Source organism: Oceanospirillum linum, assembly GCF_001995095.2.
GTDB classification, from domain to species: Bacteria; Pseudomonadota; Gammaproteobacteria; order Pseudomonadales; family Halomonadaceae; genus Oceanospirillum; species Oceanospirillum linum.
Window position 1 is genome coordinate 47508 of record NZ_MTSD02000006.1, and the last position, 17400, is coordinate 64907.

At 49.5% G+C, this 17400-nt stretch carries 18 protein-coding genes; 14 read left to right on the plus strand and 4 right to left on the minus strand.

The window, feature by feature from the left end; all coding sequences use genetic code 11:
- The first annotated feature begins 33 nt into the window (after positions 1–33).
- The 6 genes from BTA35_RS19015 (at position 34) to BTA35_RS12960 (ending at position 4985) form a co-directional block, all read left to right on the plus strand.
- Complete coding sequence (locus BTA35_RS19015) at positions 34–225, plus strand: hypothetical protein (RefSeq protein ID WP_488175227.1); 192 nt, start codon at positions 34–36, stop codon at positions 223–225.
- A gap of 148 nt (positions 226–373) precedes the next feature.
- The gene (gene astA / locus BTA35_RS12940; RefSeq protein WP_078320236.1) at positions 374–1414 is read left to right on the plus strand and encodes an arginine N-succinyltransferase; all 1041 of its coding nucleotides are present in this window, start codon (positions 374–376) and stop codon (positions 1412–1414) included.
- Position 1415: 1 nt separating this feature from the next.
- Positions 1416–2918 carry a succinylglutamate-semialdehyde dehydrogenase gene (gene astD / locus BTA35_RS12945; RefSeq protein WP_078320237.1) on the plus strand — a complete coding sequence of 501 codons (1503 nt, stop codon included), beginning with the start codon at positions 1416–1418 and terminating at the stop codon, positions 2916–2918.
- A 24-nt stretch (positions 2919–2942) separates the two neighbouring features.
- On the plus strand, positions 2943–4316 hold the full coding sequence (astB, locus tag BTA35_RS12950) for an N-succinylarginine dihydrolase (RefSeq protein WP_078320238.1): 1374 nt from the start codon (positions 2943–2945) through the stop codon (positions 4314–4316).
- Between the two features lie 155 nt (positions 4317–4471).
- Positions 4472–4711: a type II toxin-antitoxin system RelB/DinJ family antitoxin gene (locus BTA35_RS12955; RefSeq protein ID WP_078320239.1), complete on the plus strand. Its 240-nt coding sequence runs from the start codon at positions 4472–4474 to the stop codon at positions 4709–4711.
- Entirely contained in the window at positions 4701–4985 is a 285-nt protein-coding gene (locus tag BTA35_RS12960) for a type II toxin-antitoxin system RelE family toxin (protein ID WP_078320240.1), read from the plus strand. Before BTA35_RS12955 ends, BTA35_RS12960 begins: the two co-directional genes overlap by 11 nt.
- A gap of 36 nt (positions 4986–5021) precedes the next feature.
- Here the strand turns inward: BTA35_RS12960 and BTA35_RS12965 are convergent, their stop codons facing one another.
- Positions 5022–5384: an FKBP-type peptidyl-prolyl cis-trans isomerase gene (locus BTA35_RS12965; RefSeq protein ID WP_238377594.1), complete on the minus strand. Its 363-nt coding sequence runs from the start codon at positions 5382–5384 to the stop codon at positions 5022–5024.
- A 92-nt stretch (positions 5385–5476) separates the two neighbouring features.
- On the minus strand, positions 5477–5959 hold the full coding sequence (locus tag BTA35_RS12970) for an Lrp/AsnC family transcriptional regulator (RefSeq protein WP_078320241.1): 483 nt from the start codon (positions 5957–5959) through the stop codon (positions 5477–5479).
- A gap of 348 nt (positions 5960–6307) precedes the next feature.
- Between BTA35_RS12970 and BTA35_RS12975 the strand changes: the two genes are divergently transcribed.
- On the plus strand, positions 6308–7375 hold the full coding sequence (locus BTA35_RS12975; protein WP_078320242.1) for an arginine N-succinyltransferase: 1068 nt from the start codon (positions 6308–6310) through the stop codon (positions 7373–7375).
- A 231-nt stretch (positions 7376–7606) separates the two neighbouring features.
- Here the strand turns inward: BTA35_RS12975 and BTA35_RS12980 are convergent, their stop codons facing one another.
- Both BTA35_RS12980 and BTA35_RS12985 read right to left on the minus strand, forming a co-directional pair.
- On the minus strand, positions 7607–9682 hold the full coding sequence (locus BTA35_RS12980; RefSeq protein ID WP_103989744.1) for a TonB-dependent receptor family protein: 2076 nt from the start codon (positions 9680–9682) through the stop codon (positions 7607–7609).
- Positions 9683–9853: 171 nt separating this feature from the next.
- Positions 9854–10513 (minus strand): GntR family transcriptional regulator, encoded by a 660-nt coding sequence (locus tag BTA35_RS12985; protein ID WP_078320243.1) that lies wholly within the window; start codon positions 10511–10513, stop codon positions 9854–9856.
- 117 nt (positions 10514–10630) lie between these two features.
- Between BTA35_RS12985 and BTA35_RS12990 the strand changes: the two genes are divergently transcribed.
- The 7 genes from BTA35_RS12990 to BTA35_RS13025 all read left to right on the plus strand — a co-directional run bounded on the left by BTA35_RS12990 (position 10631) and on the right by BTA35_RS13025 (position 17301).
- Entirely contained in the window at positions 10631–11566 is a 936-nt protein-coding gene (locus BTA35_RS12990) for an ABC transporter substrate-binding protein (RefSeq protein ID WP_078320244.1), read from the plus strand.
- A gap of 8 nt (positions 11567–11574) precedes the next feature.
- Positions 11575–12558, plus strand: a complete 984-nt coding sequence (locus tag BTA35_RS12995; RefSeq protein ID WP_238377595.1) for a FecCD family ABC transporter permease — start codon at positions 11575–11577, stop codon at positions 12556–12558.
- Complete coding sequence (locus tag BTA35_RS13000) at positions 12555–13580, plus strand: FecCD family ABC transporter permease (RefSeq protein WP_078320246.1); 1026 nt, start codon at positions 12555–12557, stop codon at positions 13578–13580. The genes BTA35_RS12995 and BTA35_RS13000 overlap by 4 nt, the downstream gene beginning before the upstream one ends.
- Positions 13581–13594: 14 nt before the next feature.
- On the plus strand, positions 13595–14410 hold the full coding sequence (locus BTA35_RS13005; protein ID WP_078320247.1) for an ABC transporter ATP-binding protein: 816 nt from the start codon (positions 13595–13597) through the stop codon (positions 14408–14410).
- A gap of 98 nt (positions 14411–14508) precedes the next feature.
- The gene (locus BTA35_RS13010) at positions 14509–15165 is read left to right on the plus strand and encodes an alpha/beta hydrolase family protein (RefSeq protein WP_160055227.1); all 657 of its coding nucleotides are present in this window, start codon (positions 14509–14511) and stop codon (positions 15163–15165) included.
- Between the two features lie 223 nt (positions 15166–15388).
- Positions 15389–16270, plus strand: coding sequence for a 4-hydroxy-tetrahydrodipicolinate synthase (gene dapA, locus BTA35_RS13020; RefSeq protein WP_078320250.1), 882 nt, complete (start codon positions 15389–15391; stop codon positions 16268–16270).
- A 17-nt stretch (positions 16271–16287) separates the two neighbouring features.
- Positions 16288–17301 (plus strand): hypothetical protein, encoded by a 1014-nt coding sequence (locus tag BTA35_RS13025; RefSeq protein WP_078320251.1) that lies wholly within the window; start codon positions 16288–16290, stop codon positions 17299–17301.
- The last annotated feature ends 99 nt before the right edge of the window (positions 17302–17400 follow it).

The following is a 17400-nucleotide window of genomic DNA, read 5'->3' on the forward strand; positions in this document are numbered from 1 at the left end:
GAATATGTTCGCTCTGTTAGCCAAAGTCGCTGCATGCCTGTGGTTGTTGGCGTGGGAGATGACGGCGATAGCAATCATTCTCTGGCTCTGATCAGCAATAATCAACTGAATCATTATCGTTGCATTATGGCATCTATTAACCCAGAGCAGCCGACGCTGAGTGAAGCTCAGGCTGAGGCGCTTCAGCTGGCTTCCGGCGATAGTGCCCGGTTGCTTTGGCTGTAAAGCAGAGCTTGTTCGGTGCGAATCGAAATATGTCTGCACCAGGCTGAAGAACAGGGAAGCATTCAGGCAGGAAGCTGAAAATGATAATAAACGTCAGTACGGCATAACTGGCAAACAACCTTTCTGAGACTTTGAGGAGCAATCCGCCATGATGGTGGTTCGTCCAATTCAGGCTGATGACTATACAGCCTTGCGAGAACTTGCTCGCAAAACCGGCCCAGGCTTTACCTCCCTGCAAGATAATGACGAGCAGGTCGCTGGTAAAATTGAGGCTGCACTAGAGGCATTTAAACCCAGTAGTTTGCCTGATGAAGCGCTCTATCTGTTTGTCATGGAGGAAACCGATACAGGCGACGTGGTGGGCATTTGCGGTATTGAAGCGGCAGTCGGCCTGAGCGAACCCTGGTACAACTATCGGGTGGGTACTTTGGTACATGCTTCTCGCGAGCTGAATGTTTATAACCAGATTCATACCCTGACCATCTCCAACGACCACACTGGGTATTCGGAGTTGTGTACATTATTTTTAAGCCCTGAAGCACGGCACAGTAAAAATGGAGCCCTGCTTTCCAAGTCCCGCTTTATGTTTTTGGCGGAGTTCCCCCAACGTTTTAATGAATACCTGATTGCCGAGATGCGCGGTTATTCCGATGATAAAGGTGTGTCTCCATTTTGGGAGGGGTTGGGTCGTCACTTCTTTTCTCTGGACTTTGCCGAAGCTGACACACTCTCTTCTATGGATAAGGTATTTATTGCTGAGTTGATGCCAAAGAACACCATCTATACCAACTTGCTGCCAAAAGATGCGCAGGAAGCGATCGGTAAAACCCATGAGGCAACAACACCGGCCCGTAAACTGCTGGAAGCAGAAGGTATGCGCTATACCGGTTACATCGATATGTTCGATGGCGGGCCAACTCTGGTATCCCGCACCAATGATCTTCGGGCGGTGCAGGATAGTCGCTACGTAAAAGCCCATGTAATGAATGATAAAACTGAGCATCAGCCGGAAGGTGAGTTTTATCTGGTCAGTACCACTGATTTTGCCAGTTTTCGCTGCTGTATGACGGCGGTGGATATTGTTGGTAACCATGTTGTCGGCCTGCCACAAGCCGTGGCTGACGCACTTCAGATTACAGAAGGCACCACGGTACGTATTGTACCGATGGCGTCTGGAAGGAGATTCTAAAATGACTGCAAGTACTTCAAGTAGCAATACCGGGCAATGTTTTATCAATGGAGTCTGGCAAGCGGGTGAAGGTTCTGAATTTACCTCTCTGAATCCCGCCACCGGCGAGGTGATTTGGCAGGGTAAAGAGGCCTCTGCGGCCCAGGTTGAGCTGGCGGTCAACGCCGCCCGTGAAGCTTCTGTAGAGTGGGCGATGATGCCTTTTGCTGACCGTGAAGCGATTGCGCGTCGCTTTGCTGAGCTGCTGGGTGATAACAAAGAAGAGATGGCGACGATTATCGCCACGGAAACCGGTAAACCGGTCTGGGAAACCCGCACCGAAGTGGGGGCGATGGTTGGAAAAATCGCGATCTCGGTAAACGCTTATAACGAACGTACCGGCAGCCGTGTCAGTGACGTTGCCGGTGCCCGTGCGGTTCTGCGCCATAAGCCACACGGTGTGGTTGCGGTGTTTGGCCCCTATAACTTCCCCGGTCATCTGCCCAATGGTCATATCGTACCGTCACTGCTGGCGGGTAATACCGTGCTGTTAAAGCCAAGTGAACTGACGCCGCATGTTGCCGAATTTATGGTGCAGCTGTGGGAGAAAGCCGGTCTGCCAGCGGGGGTTCTTAACCTGCTGCAGGGCCAGAAAGATACCGGTATCGCACTGGCCGGTCACGACCGTATTGATGGCTTGTTCTTCACCGGCAGCTCCCGCACCGGTCATATTTTGCATGAGCAGTTTGCCGGTCATCCGGGCAAGATTCTGGCACTGGAGATGGGCGGCAACAATCCGCTGATTATCGATGAAGTTGCCGATATGAAAGCGGCGGTACATGAAACGATTCAGTCCGCCTATATCACCAGTGGTCAGCGCTGCACCTGCGCCCGCCGCCTGTTTGTTCCTGTAGGCGAGTGGGGCGACCAGTTTATTGCTCAGTTGCAGGAAGCGGTTAGCCGGATCAAAGTGGGCGGTCAGTTTGATGAAGACGCACCTTTCATGGGCAGTCTGATCTCGGAAGCTGCGGCTGATGGCATCGCGGCAGCTCAGGATAACCTGATCGGTCTGGGCGCAAGCCCTCTGGTGAAACTGGAGAAACTGAAGCCGGGTACCGGCTTTCTCTCGCCGGGTCTGATCGATGTGACCGCTCTGGTTGAAGCGGACAAGCTGCCGGATGACGAGTACTTTGGCCCGCTGCTGCAGGTGATCCGTTTCAGCGATTTTGATGAGGCGATCCGTCAGGCCAACAACACCCAATACGGTCTGTCTGCCGGACTGTTCAGTGACAGTGAAGCGCGCTTTAATTACTTCTATGACCGCATTCGCGCAGGCATCGTGAACTGGAACAAGCAGCTGACCGGCGCAGCAAGCAGTGCTCCGTTTGGTGGTGTTGGTGCCAGTGGTAACCACCGCGCAAGTGCTTACTATGCGGCAGATTACTGCTCGTATCCTGTTGCGGGGATGGAAGCGGATCATCTGGTATTGCCGGAGAATTTATCTCCGGGTCTGACCATCAAATAAAACGTATTCAATAGCAGGTGGATAATGAAAGCATTTGAAGCAAACTTTGATGGTCTGGTGGGGCCAACTCATAACTACAGTGGCTTGTCGTTTGGAAACGTTGCCTCCCAGAGTAACGGAGCCCATGCATCTAACCCAAAACTGGCGGCGTTGCAGGGCTTACAAAAAATGAAAGCTCTGCACGATATGGGTATGGTTCAGGGGGTACTGGCACCCCAGGAGCGTCCTGATCTGTTTACCCTGCGCCGTTTGGGTTTTACCGGTTCCGATGCTGATGTGCTGGCGCAGGCGGCAAAAGAAGCCCCACGTATTCTGGCAGCCTGCTGTTCTGCATCCAGTATGTGGACGGCTAACGCCGCTACGGTCTCCCCCAGTGCGGACACGTCAGATGGCAAGGTGCATTTTACACCCGCTAATCTGACCAATAAGTTTCATCGCTCGATTGAGCATGAAACCACAGGCCGTATTTTGCAGGCGACCTTTGCCGACCAGAATTACTTTGCCCACCATCCGGCGCTACCGGGTGTGGAGCACTTTGGTGATGAAGGTGCGGCGAACCATACCCGTTTCTGCCACGGGTATGGCGAGCAGGGGGTGGAGTTTTTTGTTTTCGGTCGTAGTGCTTTCGGCAGCCGTTATCCAGAACCCAAGAACTGTCCAGAACCCAAGATCTGTCTAGAACCTAAAAAGTACCCGGCCCGTCATACGCTGGAAGCTTCTCAGGCCGTGGCCCGCCTGCACGGTCTGAGTGATCGCCATGTGGTTTATGCACAGCAGCACCCGGATGTGATCGATGCCGGTGTTTTCCACAATGACGTCATCGCGGTGGGTAATCGTGACACCTTGTTTTGCCATGAGCAGGCGTTTCTGAATCAGGCGGCGGTTAAACAGCAACTGACCGAGGCTATGGGTGGCCACTTTAATATTATTGAAGTTCCGGCTAACCATGTATCCGTAGAGGATGCGGTTCAGAGCTATCTGTTTAACAGTCAACTCCTGAGCCTGCCGAATGGTCGCACCCTGCTGGTGATACCGGAAGAGTGTAAGAGCAACGAGCGGGTTTGGAGCTATCTGTCTGAGCTGGTCAATGGCAGCAGCCCGATCGATGAACTCAAAGTGTTCGATCTGAAACAGAGCATGAGCAACGGCGGCGGCCCCGCTTGCTTACGTCTGCGCGTGGCGATGAATGAAGCGGAACTGGCGGCATTCAACCCCGCCACCCGTATGAGTGATAAGCTGTTCACCACGCTGAACGACTGGGTCGAGCGCCACTACCGTGACCGCATCGTGGACGCCGATCTGGCAGATCCTCAGCTGCTGATCGAATCCCGTACGGCTCTGGACGAACTGACTCAGATCCTGCAACTGGGTTCTGTGTACCCGTTCCAGCGGGTTTGATCGGTTTTACTCGAGAGAGCCCTTCTAACCCGAACGGTTGACCTTCTCTTTTTGTATGTTCTTACCCCTGATCAGAAATGGTCAGGTTTTTTTGTCGTTAAAATAAATAGCTTGCACTACAATTGTCATTACATTCGTAGTGCGAGGTATAAGAAATGGGCAATGTCACGTTCCGTGTTGATGATGAGCTTAAAGAGCGTTCCTATCAGGCGCTACAAGAGCTGGGCGTCACCCCTTCAGAACTGTTACGGCAAACTTTGGAATATGTCGCGGAAACCGGTCGCTTGCCATTTAAAAAAACACTGGTGACCGATGAGGATGAGCAGATTCTGAACGAAGTGCGCGAACGCCTGAATAATCCACAACCTGTGAGGGTCAGTCTGGATGACTTATAACCTCGACTTTGATCGTCGGGCGCTAAAGGAGTGGCACAAGTTAGGTGATAGTGTTCGCCAACAGTTTAAGAAGAAGTTAGCAGAAGTACTCGAAAACCCTCATGTGGCTGCGAACCAGCTCCGAGAGCTGGATCACTGCTATAAAATCAAATTGCGTGCTTCGGGTTATCGCCTTATTTATCAGGTTATCGATGATACGGTGACGGTCTTTGTTGTCGCGATTGGAAAACGGGAAAAAGACGAAGTCTATCAACGAGCCTCGAAGCGGCTTTAGAGTCGTTGCATCAGTCTCTTCCAATTCTTCCGCATATCACTCCCGATTCAACGCTTCCAGCAGCTCAATCTCAAAAATCAGATTACTGTTAGGTGGAATCTTGTCACCAAAGCCCCGTTCGCCATAACCCATCTCGGCAGGCACCTGTAGTTTACGTTTGCCGCCGACTTTCATACCTTTTAAGCCTTCTACCCAGGCGGCGATCACTTTTTTACGACTCAGCACCACCTGGAATGGTTGGCCTTTGTCGTAGGGGTTATCAAACTCGGTGCCATCTTCCAGCCAGCCTCTGTAGTGAGCCGTCACTAAAGCTCCGCCTTTTTTTACTTCAGTGCCAGTGCCTTCAATAAGGTCTTCGATTAACAGGTGCTCGGTCATCGGCTGTTCAAGTTCCGTCATGGAGGTTCCCATATACTATCTGTTTTAAAAGTGTTCGCAGTTTATGTCTCTGCCGGTTTTAAGCTTGCGGGTGATTTTCCTGAAATCAATGACTAACAATGTTCATCCATCAGGGCATTCAGTGGATACCCCCGGAAAGGTTTAACCGTTGTTAATACCACATGGCTGCTTAGGTTCACCATACCGGGTAATACATCCAACAGCTGATCGTTGATTTCGTTATAGCGCATCATATCCGGTGCCACGATGCGTAGAAAAAAATCAAAGCTGCCGCTAACGGTATAACATTCCACCACTTCAGGATGGCTTTGGGCTGCGGCCTGAAATGTTCTGAATGCCTCTGTGCTTTGGTCTTTCAGGCTGACGGTGACAATGACCTCTACACTTCGGCAGATTTTTGGCAGATTGATAGTGCTCAGGTAAGGGCCGATCAGGCCGGCTTCTTCCAGCTTTCTGACTCGGTTAAGACAGGAACTGGGCGACAATCCCACGCGGTCAGCCAGTTCCTGGTTAGTAATTCTGGCTTCTTTTTGCAAGATCGAAAGAATATTTCGACTTATCTTATCCAGTTGCATTTTATAGGTTCTTTTAGCAGCTATTACAGTTGTTTTTATTACCAGCTATACACTTTAGGTACTGATATTACCAGCTCTGTAGCGGTGATGGCGTAGTTTGCGTTTCTACTGTAGGCGGTGCAAGCTTTTTTAATAATGCCGAATTTTATTTTGTGACCTGGAAGTTATTCTGCAATATCTGCATTTTTTTCCTGAAATCAAACAACTCATTTCGTCACTTCGAAACTAAAATTAGGGTCATAGAAGTGGCTCTTTTTATTGGGGTGCCAGCATATAACAATAGATTAAGAAACACTGTTGCCGGATCTGCTCTACCGGACAGCAGAGCTGAGAAGGAAGGGTAGGTTTATGTTAATTATTCGTCCATGCCAAATGAAAGATCTTGAAGATCTGATGGCACTGTCCAAAACTGTAGGACGGGGAATGACCTCTATGCCAGCAGATCGTGAGGCTTGGCTGAAAAAGATTGAAGCCACCGAGCGCGCTTTTTCTGATCAGGGTAAAAAAGATCCGATGAGCACCTACTTTATGGTGTTGGAAGATCCGGAATCAGGTCATGTGATCGGCTCAACAGCGATCTATACGGGTATCGGTCTGGATCGCCCTTTCTACTCTTACAAAATCTCTACACTGGTCAGTAGCTGTAATGATCTGGCTGTAACCCGTCAGGCTCGTGTATTGAGCATGGTGAATGATTATACCGGGGCGACTGAAGTGGGTTCGCTGTTTGTATCTCCTGAATTCCGCAAACCCGGCATGGGGCAGTTTTTATCCCGTGCACGTTTTCTGGCGATGGCAGACTTTCCCGAGCGTTTTAGTGAAACGGTTATGGCTGAGCTTAGGGGCTGGCAGGACAAAGACGGTAATTCACCTCTTTGGGAGAATCTGGGGCGTCAGTTTTTTGGTATTGATTTTCAGGAAGCGGTCAATACCGTTGCTTTGAAAGGCACGCAGTTTATTTCTGATCTTATGCCGAAATATCCGATCTATATCGATCTTCTGCCTCAGGACGCCCGTGAGGTGATTGGAAAACCTAATGACTCTTCTGCACCTGCGTTGCATATGCTGAAAAAAGAAGGATTCCAGTTTGCCGGTTACGTAGACCTGTTTGATGGCGGCCCATCAGTTCAGTGTGCCCGTGATGAGATCCATACCGTGCGTGAAAGTGTCAAAGGCGATGTGCGTGTCAGCGGTCACGTTCAAGATGATGATGCACGCTTTATGCTGAGTAACGGTAGTGAGCAGGATTATCGTGTTGTACTGGCTCCGGCTCGCCTGGCAGCTGATGGTACTCTGCTGATTCAGCAAGCCGCAGCAGATGCGCTGTTAATGGATACGAGCCATGACTTCAGTTCTTTACCAGTGCGCTTTATGCCGTTTGTCCAGAACCCGCATTCAGCAGCTTATGCTGCGTGATGGAACCTGAACGTTGGCAGAGGCAGAGCCTAGCGTGACAGACGGTTTGATATTTTGTTAATAATGGCAACGGTTACTTAATTGTTGTTCTGATGCGGTGATTATTCCAGATATGGATTAAGCCGTAGAGTGGGTGTTGTGCTGGGTCAAAGCATTGAAGGGGCTATTGTCTTTCAATCAATAAATGAAATCAGCCCATGGTGGGCTGACTTCATTTAAGGGCACGCTATATCAGAAGTCGAGTTGAGTACTCACGATAAAAGCGCGACCGCTACCCGGAATACGCCCGACCGGACTTACGTCTGCGCCTCGGAAGTAGTAGTCCTCGTCCAGCAGGTTATTGATAGAAAGAGCAAGCTCAAGATCGGTACTTGTTCCAAGGTCGATGTCTCGAGCAATACGGGCATTAACCAGAGTATAAGCCGGTAGTTTGCCGGCACTTCCGTTACTGGTCTCGCTTTCTGTGTTAGCTGCGTCACTGTAGCTTGCGTTGACGTGGGAGGCTGTCAGGCTGCCTTGCCACTGGTTTTGCTGATAAACAGCCTCTGCGCCCACTTTATGCTTGGGGGCGTTCGGAAATTCATTACCTTTGTTATCACCGCTGAGTTGTTCGGTATCCAGGTACGAGTAGCTAATACCAACTTTAAACTGTTGAGATGCCTGCCAGTCACCGGTCAGCTCGATACCTTGTGACCGTGCTTTACCAAGATTGATATAGCTGTCGCTGGGTTTGTCATATTGAATAAGGTCTTCATGATCAATCCGGAACAGGGTTATACCTGCAGCCAGGTCACGGGTTGCCTGAACTCTGGCGCCTAGTTCATAGTTCCAGGCGAGTTCATTATCAACTTCTCCGTCTTTAGTGACCTGAGCGGTTTGAACGGGAACCAGGGACCGTTGAGCATTACTGAAAATAAACAGCTTTTGCGTTGCCTGGTAGCCTACAGTCAGTCCCGGTAGCCATTCACTGACATTGTTCTCATTTTTACTCCCCGATATGCCATCTTCATAATCCGTTTTAACAGTTTCAAAGCGAATACCGGGAGTGATTGCGAGATCACCCTGCATCAAGGTGATGGTATCACTGACGTAGGCCGCCCAAGCCTTGGTTTCGAAGTGCCAGTCCCGTACATTAGATGTACTACCTGTAGCCAGTTCCTGACGGTTGACATCGAAGTCAACGGTTTCACTCATGTAGCGTGCGCCTAAGGTAATCGCATGATTATCTTTATGCAGTGTCAGCCGTGGCTCGGTGCCAAATACTTTAAACAGGCGGGGTGAATCTGCAATATGAGTAGAGTCCAGGGCTGGGTCCGCCCAATGGTCATCCGTACCTAGACGTTGGCCAAAGAAGAAGGTTCTGTCGGCGCTATGGGCAAAGTTACGCCACTGCAGCTCCAGTGAATCGCTGGGTGTATATGTCCAGGCCAGAGTGCCTCGCTGCATGTCTGCGTTGTAGTCATCATAGGGACGTTGAGATTGGGTGATATCATTTTTATAGGCTGAGGGGCTTAATGCTCCTGGCAGTTCAGCATCAACATCATAATACTGAAGTTGAGCTGATATCTCGTGATTCATGCTTGGAGTGTATCGGGCATCCAGAATCAGATTTTTTACATCTGTGTCGGAGTGTTCTCTAGCGCCTTCACCGCTTTGCGCATTTACTTGCACTTGCATTGCCAGATCTTCGTTTACAGCGCCACCGGCACGGTAGTAAAAATCATTTAGCAGATTACCGCTATCTTCGCTGATTGTAATTTGTTCACGGATGGTTTGGGATAGCTCCTGTGGGATTTCACGTGTATGCAGGTTGATAACACCACCCAAGTTGTTTGGGCCGTAATGAACGGCTGCGCCGCCGCGAACAACATCAATACTTTCAATGCTTGGGAAGGTTACCGGAAAAAGGGAAACGCCGACATTCGTGTATGGGCCAATCGCAATGGGGTAGCCATCGACTAAAAACTGTACCCGTTCACTGCGCAGTGGATTCATGCCTCTGACGCTGATGTTCGGCAATATGCCGGTGCCTGTTTCGTCCAGCACCTGTATTCCGGGTGTGTTGCGTAGAGCATCCTCTATATTGAGGGCGCCCCGTTCATGCAGCTCTTCTTTACTGACCAGATCCCTTGAGCCCGGATAAACCTTTACTTCTTCCTTACTTGCATTGCCCAGCCAGTCGCTGGTAATCACCAGGGGAGCCAGAGTTTCACTGGCTTGGGTGGTAGAGGCCAGAGAGGCTATAAGGCACCCCGTGTATAGTGCGGTGCGTTGAAAGCGAGGCGCAAAAGATCTTTTCAGAGTCATCAGATTTTTCCCGTGTTCAGTGGGTTTTGTACCGTGGACCAGGCTGGAAGCGGGGTTGGGTTGCACCCGTACGTTAACGGTCCTGTGCCCGATACGATGAGGTTGTGGATGGTAGTGTCATATTGGCGCCAATGCAATCACTAATGATAATAATTATCAGTATTTTGTTTTTCAGGGCTCTATAAGCTCTTTGTAGCTTTCTTTCCAGCGGTTCAGGTGCGTATAGATAATGGCTTGTAAGCGAACGAGGTTTTTCTCTCTAAGTGCCCTGACCATGTTGATATGGTCGTTCGCGCTGGCAAGTTGTGTGCTTTTTTTGCTCCACCCTCGATCTGCACCGCCGACTCCTCGTTCGCGCATCTCGTCCATGACCTGGTTGAGGTGAGGGTTTTTGCAATACAGATTAAAAGTTCTGTGAAAGCTGAGGTTTAAAGTCATTGCCTGCTCTGAGTTTTGCTCTTCGACCGCACTTTTAAAGTGTTGTGCGAGCCTTTCCAGCTCATCAAGACCCGAGGTGTCGATATGGTTCATTACGCGAGCGGCGGCTGCGCATTCAATAATTTCCCTGGCCTCGGTGATCGCTATCCGATCCTGGATTGAGTGTTCAATAACACGATAGCCCTTATATGGGATGTGTTGCAGGAAGCCACTGGTGTGTAATTCGCTAAGTGCGGATCGGACGGTAAAACGATTGACCTTGAAGTTCTCCTCAATATCGATCTGTTTGAGCCAGTCTCCCGGAAGATACCGGCCTGAGCCGATGGCCTGTTTGAGTTGTTGTACAAGCTTTTGTACCGCTTCCTCAGAAAGGGATCTGTTTTGAGTGCTCATATGACGTTATTCCTTCTTTTTAGCTGTCCTGAAAATCTTGTCTACCAATATTGGCGCCAATTATGGCATAATCTTGCTGTATTAAATATTAATGATTCTTATTAGGTTTTCTTGTTGATGAAAATTATATTCTGCCTTGTTGCTTGCTGTTTGCCGTTGATTTCTGCGACAGCCGCTGCGGTCTCCGCAACGGATGACCGGGGTGTGCGTGTTGAATTGAAACAGCCTGCTGAACGAGTGGCGAGTATCTCGACATTTGGTGCAGATCTTTTGCTGGCCTTGGGAGTAAAACCTGTGGCAGTAACCCAGTTTGGCCCTTTTGCCAAACCCGATTATCTGGCTGATCAGTTAGTTGATGTTCCTGTCATTGGGAGTCGTTCGCAGGTCAGTATGGAGATGCTTTCGGAAGTCTCTCCTGATCTAACGTTGGCCATTCGCCGATATACCGAGCAGAACGCCGAAAAGTTTAACGATATTGCTCCATATGCGGCTCTTAATCTGATTACCCTGGACGACAGTCTGCGGGCTGTATCGTTTTCTGGAGCGCTTTTGGGCCGTGACGCTGATGCCAGAGCTTTGAATCAGGATTTTACAGCAATGCTTGAGCAGTATAAGAAAAAAGCTCCCGGTGGACTGTCAGCTGCTTTGCTGGTGACGGGTGGAGAAGTGCCTTTCACCTATCATGATCACTTTTTAACGGCTCAATTGCTGAGCTGGCTGAATGTTAAAAATACCGGTGGCAAGCTATCGACACAGGTACAGGGACTACCTCTAGGTTACCGTGTTCGTTTGGAGAATCTGTTACAGCAGGATCCTGATATTATTTTTCTGTTTCAAACGAATAAAGAGCGTGCTTTTACGCAGAGCCCCATATGGCCCTACCTGAAAGCTGTTCAGGCTGGCCGCGTTTACGAAGTCGGGCAGCACTGGAAAGAAGCTGCAGGGCCAACGGCACGATCCTTAGTTTTTAAGGAGATGGCGCACCGTATATATCCTGATATTTTTCCAATGCCGACGTTACCTGAATCGATGCGTAGTAAGCGCTATAAGTAATGATTACTGTGCATAATAAAAAACGCGCTCTCTTTATTGTTACCCTGTCCGCTCTAATACCCGTTCTATCCTTGATGGTGGGCGTTGAGTTTCTGACACCACTGGATCTTTGGCAGCTTATAACGCAGGAAGGAGATCGTGTTCAGCGGATCGTCTTTTGGGAGCTGCGTCTGCCCCGTATATTGATCGCCTGTTTTGTGGGTGCTGCACTGGCAACGGCAGGAGGAGTGATGCAGGGGATTACCCGAAATGCGCTGGCGTCACCAGACCTTACCGGAGTAGTTGCCGGGTCGAGCTGTATGATTGTTATTCTAACCTCATTATTCAGTATTGATGCCCAATGGTTTCCGTTAGCAGGCATCAGTGGTGGGCTTATTGCCGGTGCTTTAACGTTTGCATTGGCCTGGAAAAATGGACTGATGCCTTTAAGGGTTATTTTAGCAGGTGTTGCTATCAGCTCTGTTTGCATTGCATCAATGACGGGGTTTCTCATTTTTTCAGGTGCGGAGGCTGGTGATCTTTTTTTCTGGTTGGCAGGTGGTATTGCCGGTCGTGGCTGGATGCAGCTTGAGCAAACCTTTGCTTGGGTGCTGATCCCGCTTTTCCTATCAATATTGTTAACTCAACGGTTCAGGGTTTTACTGTTGGATGATGCTATTGGGCAAAGTCTGGGAATTGCAGTGTCGTTGTGGCGACTGATCTTTATGCTACTGGCTGTGATCATGACTGCCGGAGCAGTAACGCTTGCTGGGCCGGTAGGTTTTGTAGGCCTTGTTGTTCCCCATATCACTCGAAAGCTACTACCTGAACAGTCTGTATTGTGGCTACCCTTAAATGCTCTGGTGGGGAGTGGGCTGCTATTGGGAGCTGATATTCTGGCAAGACTGCCTATTCTGGCTCAGGAGATCCCCTTAGGAGTGGTTATGTCGCTGATAGGAGCCCCCTGGTTGCTTTGGCTACTGAAGCGTCAGTATCGGACGGGGGGCGTATGAGGTTGAATATACACCGCTATAAAGTGATATATGGTTTGCTCATACTGGCGATAGCATCTGGTTTGGTCTGCAGCTTGATATATGGTGCGGCTACCCTGAGCCTGGATCAGGTGGTGCATGCGATGTTCAGCCAAGGAGGGGAACATAGTGATAGGGTTGTTTGGAATATGCGTTTACCCAGGGCTGTACTGGCGTGCCTGGTTGGTCTGCACTTCGCACTATCCGGCCTGATACTGCAAACCCTCACCCGCAATCCATTGGCGGATGCCGGTATTATGGGGATCAATGCGGGAGCAGGCCTTGCTGCTATTTCGGTTGTTGTTGGGGCGGCCTTATTACCTTTTGGCAGTGGTATTTATTCCCAGGGAGGGCAGGTTTTAACATGGTTGCCAATAGCAGCTCTTACGGGGGGCTGTATTACAGCCATTCTGGTTTATCTGGTTAGTGGTGCAGGGCAGATGACTCCCTTGAGACTAATTTTGACTGGCGTGATATTTGCAGCGGTGTTTAATGCTTTGGCAACAGGGTTGCTTGCTTTATGGGGGCAGGCCCATACGGAAACTGTTGTGGCTTGGTTGGCCGGTAGTCTGCACGGCCGTAACTGGTTACACCTTTGGATACTTCTGCCATGGACCGTTCTGGGTCTTATAGGCGTCGTTTTTTGCCTGAGACCACTGGAATTGATTCGGTTGCATGATGATCAGGTTCAGTGCCTTGGTGTCAATATTCGATTTTGGCGGTTGGTTGTAGTGCTGCTCGCCACTCTTTTGGCTTCCAGTGCTGTGGCTGTGGCTGGCCCGATCGGTTTTGTTGGCCTTATCGTACCCCATATTGCACGAAAAATAGCACCGGTATCATTTAAACAACAGCTTATGCTAACGGGTGGAATTGGGGCTTTATTGGTTATGACGGCAGATCTGGTGGGGCGTGTCTCTGTAGCCCCATTTGAATTACCGGTGGGTATTCTCTGTGCCTTACTGGGTGTTCCTGCTTTTTTGTATCTTTTAAGAAAAAACCCCTGATAAATGGATAGTTGATGAGCCTGATGTTGGAACAGGTGCAGCTTGGATATGGCGGCAGCACCATTATTGAAGATATTTCGGTTGTTATTCCGGATAAAAAAATCACAACGCTAATTGGCCCTAATGGTTGTGGTAAAAGTACTCTGCTTAAAAGCCTGGCTGGTTTGCTTAAACCTATGAAAGGGAGTGTTTCCCTTAAAGGCAAGGCACTTGAGCAGTGGTCACGAAAAGCACTGGCTTTTGAGGTTGCGATGCTGCCGCAAAAACCAACAGCACCAGAAGGAATCTGTGTTAAGGCGTTGGTGGAATATGGTCGCTTTCCATACCAAGGGATTTTGGGCGGTCAAAGCCAGAATGACAAAGATGTTGTTGCATGGGCTATGGCGCAGACAGGTATCTCGGAGCTTGCTGAGCGCTCGGTTAATGCACTGTCAGGAGGGCAGCAGCAAAGGGTCTGGATTGCGATGGCTATTGCCCAGCAAAGCCGCATATTACTTCTGGATGAACCGACCACATTTCTGGACTGGGGGCACCAGTTAGAAGTATTGGAGTTGCTGACCAAACTGAATCTGGAGCAGGAGCTAACCGTTGTTATGTCGCTGCACGACCTGAATCAGGCGGCTCAGTTTTCGGATCATATTCTGGTGATGGAGCAGGGGGGGCTAATTACCGAAGGCTCTCCGGCAGACGCTATTAGCCCGAAGATTCTGGCCAATGTTTTTAACGTTGATGCAGATGTTGAGATCAGAGGTAATAACCGGCCTTACTTCTTGGCAAGAGGTTCTATACAGGCTGCTGATCAGAATTTACTGGCGGGAGTTACTCCGTGAGGGCGCTTCAGAAACGTTATCACCTTGGGCGGATCCCTTTTACGGCCTGTAAAGCAGATCCCAGGTTTTCCTACTGCCTTTACTTGCCAGAGCGCCACTTGAAACAGTCCGATAAAAAGCTACCTTTAGTTGTGGTCGTACATGGTTCTGCAAGGACCGTTGAAAGTCTTAGGGACGGCTTCATCGAGTTTGCGGAGAAGGTGCATTGTGCTGTTCTGGCACCGCTTTTTCCTAAAGGGGCTGTTGCTCAGGATGAGGGTGACGGCTATAAGCTAAGTTCTCCTGCCTCATTTCCTTATGATCAGATTCTCTTAAGTATGGTTGATGAGGTATCGACCACTTATATGGCCCAGAATACCTTCTGTCTTTATGGCTTTTCCGGGGGCGCACAGTTTGCTCATCGGTTTGCATACCTCCATTCTGAAAGATTAGAGGCTTTATCAATCCATGCTCCCGGGGGATGCTCTTCGATTCATCATAATATAACAGAAGAGAAACTCTCTGCTCTCAGGGCTACGCCAGTTCAAATGGTTGTTGGTGAGCGGGATACGCTTAGCCATACTCTGAAAATATGCCGAAAAAGCATGCTGGAGTCGTTATGTGAGCAGTGGCGCAGCAAGGGGATCTCTGTCGACTTTAAAATTGCAGCACACATTGATCACGATGGGTTTGCTCTTTTATCCCACTGCTTTGATTTTTTCAGTGAACATATATCCTCTGCAGATGCGTATGTGGAGCATGTGCGAATGGCCTAGATTCGCCGTGAACAGGTCTGAGGTTGCCTTTCAGACTTGATATGTACCTGGCTCTCTATAATGCTTTTTTAGCCTTTAGACCTGCGCTGAAACTGGATTTTTATTTTGTGGTTAAGTCCACAAGCAGAATAACCGCGATTGTGAAGGCGGATGCTTGTGTTCAGGCTGGGGCAAAAGTAACATTGGGCTTTCGCTTTTTTCGCGTTTTTTTCGGAGACAACAGATGATCAAAGGCAGTATTGTTGCATTGGTAACCCCAATGACTACCTCGGGAGCTATCGATTGGGAAGCACTGCATCGTCTGGTTGAGTTCCATCTGGAAAACGGTACCGATGCAATTGTTGCAGCGGGCACCACAGGTGAACCCACCACGATGTCATTTGAAGAGCACTTTGACGTCATCCGAAAGGTGGTTGAGCAGGTTAATGGTCGTATCCCTGTTATTGCCGGGACTGGTGCAAATAACACGGCAGAAGCGGTAGAGCTGAGTAAATTCGCTAAGAAAGTTGGTGCCGATTATTGTCTGTCCGTCACCCCATACTATAACAAGCCAACTCAGGAAGGTTTATTTCAGCACTTTAAAGCGGTTGCTGAGGCCAGTGACCTGCCGGTGATTCTCTATAATGTGCCAGGCCGTACAGCTGTTGACCTGCATAATGAAACCGTTGTTCGTCTGAGCAAGCTTGAGAATATTGTGGCCTTGAAAGATGCTACCGGTGATGTTGAGCGTGGCAAAGAGCTTATGGTGCGTCTTGAAGGTTCGGGCTTCCTGCTATTTTCCGGTGATGACCTGACCGCAGCCGATTTTATTCTGCAGGGTGGCGATGGAAATATTTCTGTTACTGCGAACGTTGCGCCGCGCCAGATGTCTGAACTTTGTGCTGCTGCTTTGAATGGCGATGCTTCTACTGCACACCAGATCAATACTCGCCTGATGCCGTTGCATCGTGCACTCTTTGTTGAATCAAACCCCATTCCGGTTAAGTGGGCTGTTGCTGAGATGGGAATGATGGAAACCGGTATTCGTCTACCGCTGACTGTTCTTTCCGATCAGTACCATGCAACCGTTCGTGAAGCTCTGCAACACGCCGGAATTATCGGATAACTGATCGGGAAGTCGCAATGTCCAGAAAGGACTTGAACAAACTGACAGCCGGTTGCCTTGTGCTAACCGGCTTTCTGTTAGCTGGCTGTAGTTCCTCCGGCTATTACTATGACCGTAAAACAGACTATGCGGATGCAAAAGAGTATCCGGCTATTTCTCTGCCAGACTCCGCTGGTGCGCGCCAACTTAAGCAAGTTATGCCTCTGCCGGATATTACGGCTCAGGAACAGCTTGATGATGAGTTTACGGTACCTCGCCCGGATGCTATGCCTGTTGTTGATGAAGATCTGCCACCTTCTGAACTGAAGGAGTTTACTGCTGCAGAAGGAATTGATTCCCGCCTTTGGCTGTCAATCTCTAATCCTCCGGCTGTTGCATGGCCGATGCTGCAGAGCCAGTTTGAGCAACTTAATTGGAGGGTTGAAACCGCGAACCCATCCACAGGACACATCTCTTTTGTTCCTGATAATCAGCTAAATGCTCAGCCTGTTTTGGCTGTATTACGGCAGGGAATTCGTGGTGGTTTCAGTGATTTGGAGCTGTTGAACCGACAGGGTGGTGTACGAACTGATAGTGCTGCAAAAGCACTGCTGAGCCAGATGAATGCCCGGTTTTTCGGCCAGGAGTTAACATCGCAAAGTGTCTCGCTATTGGCTCAGAATATCAGTCGGGAAAAGACGATCGCTCTTCAGGCCACCGGAGGGGAGGACCCTGTTCTGGTGCTAGGCACTGATGCGGATCGCACCTGGATTGGCCTTGAACTCTTACTGACAGAGCAGTTCAGCGAAGATGAGCAAAGGTTGCTTAGCGCCGATGCTGTTAAGCGAGAGTTTACAATTGTTTGGTTGCCGGAGGAGGAGCGCAGTAGCTTCCTTACCCGTTGGGCGAGTAAGCCTGGCCCTGAGTCTCAGTATCAGTTGATATTGACCGGGTCATCTCCTGTTTCTATACGTGTTCAGCAGAACGGAAAAGCTGTTAATCCATGGGAAGCTCGTCAAATTCTGATGAGTGTTCGTAAACTGTTGAACTAAGCAGACTGAACCTGATATCAGGTTTAATCTTTTTGCTGTTATACAGCGCCCCGAACCTTAGGTTGCGGGGCGTTTTTGCTTCGGATGATCTTGTGACTG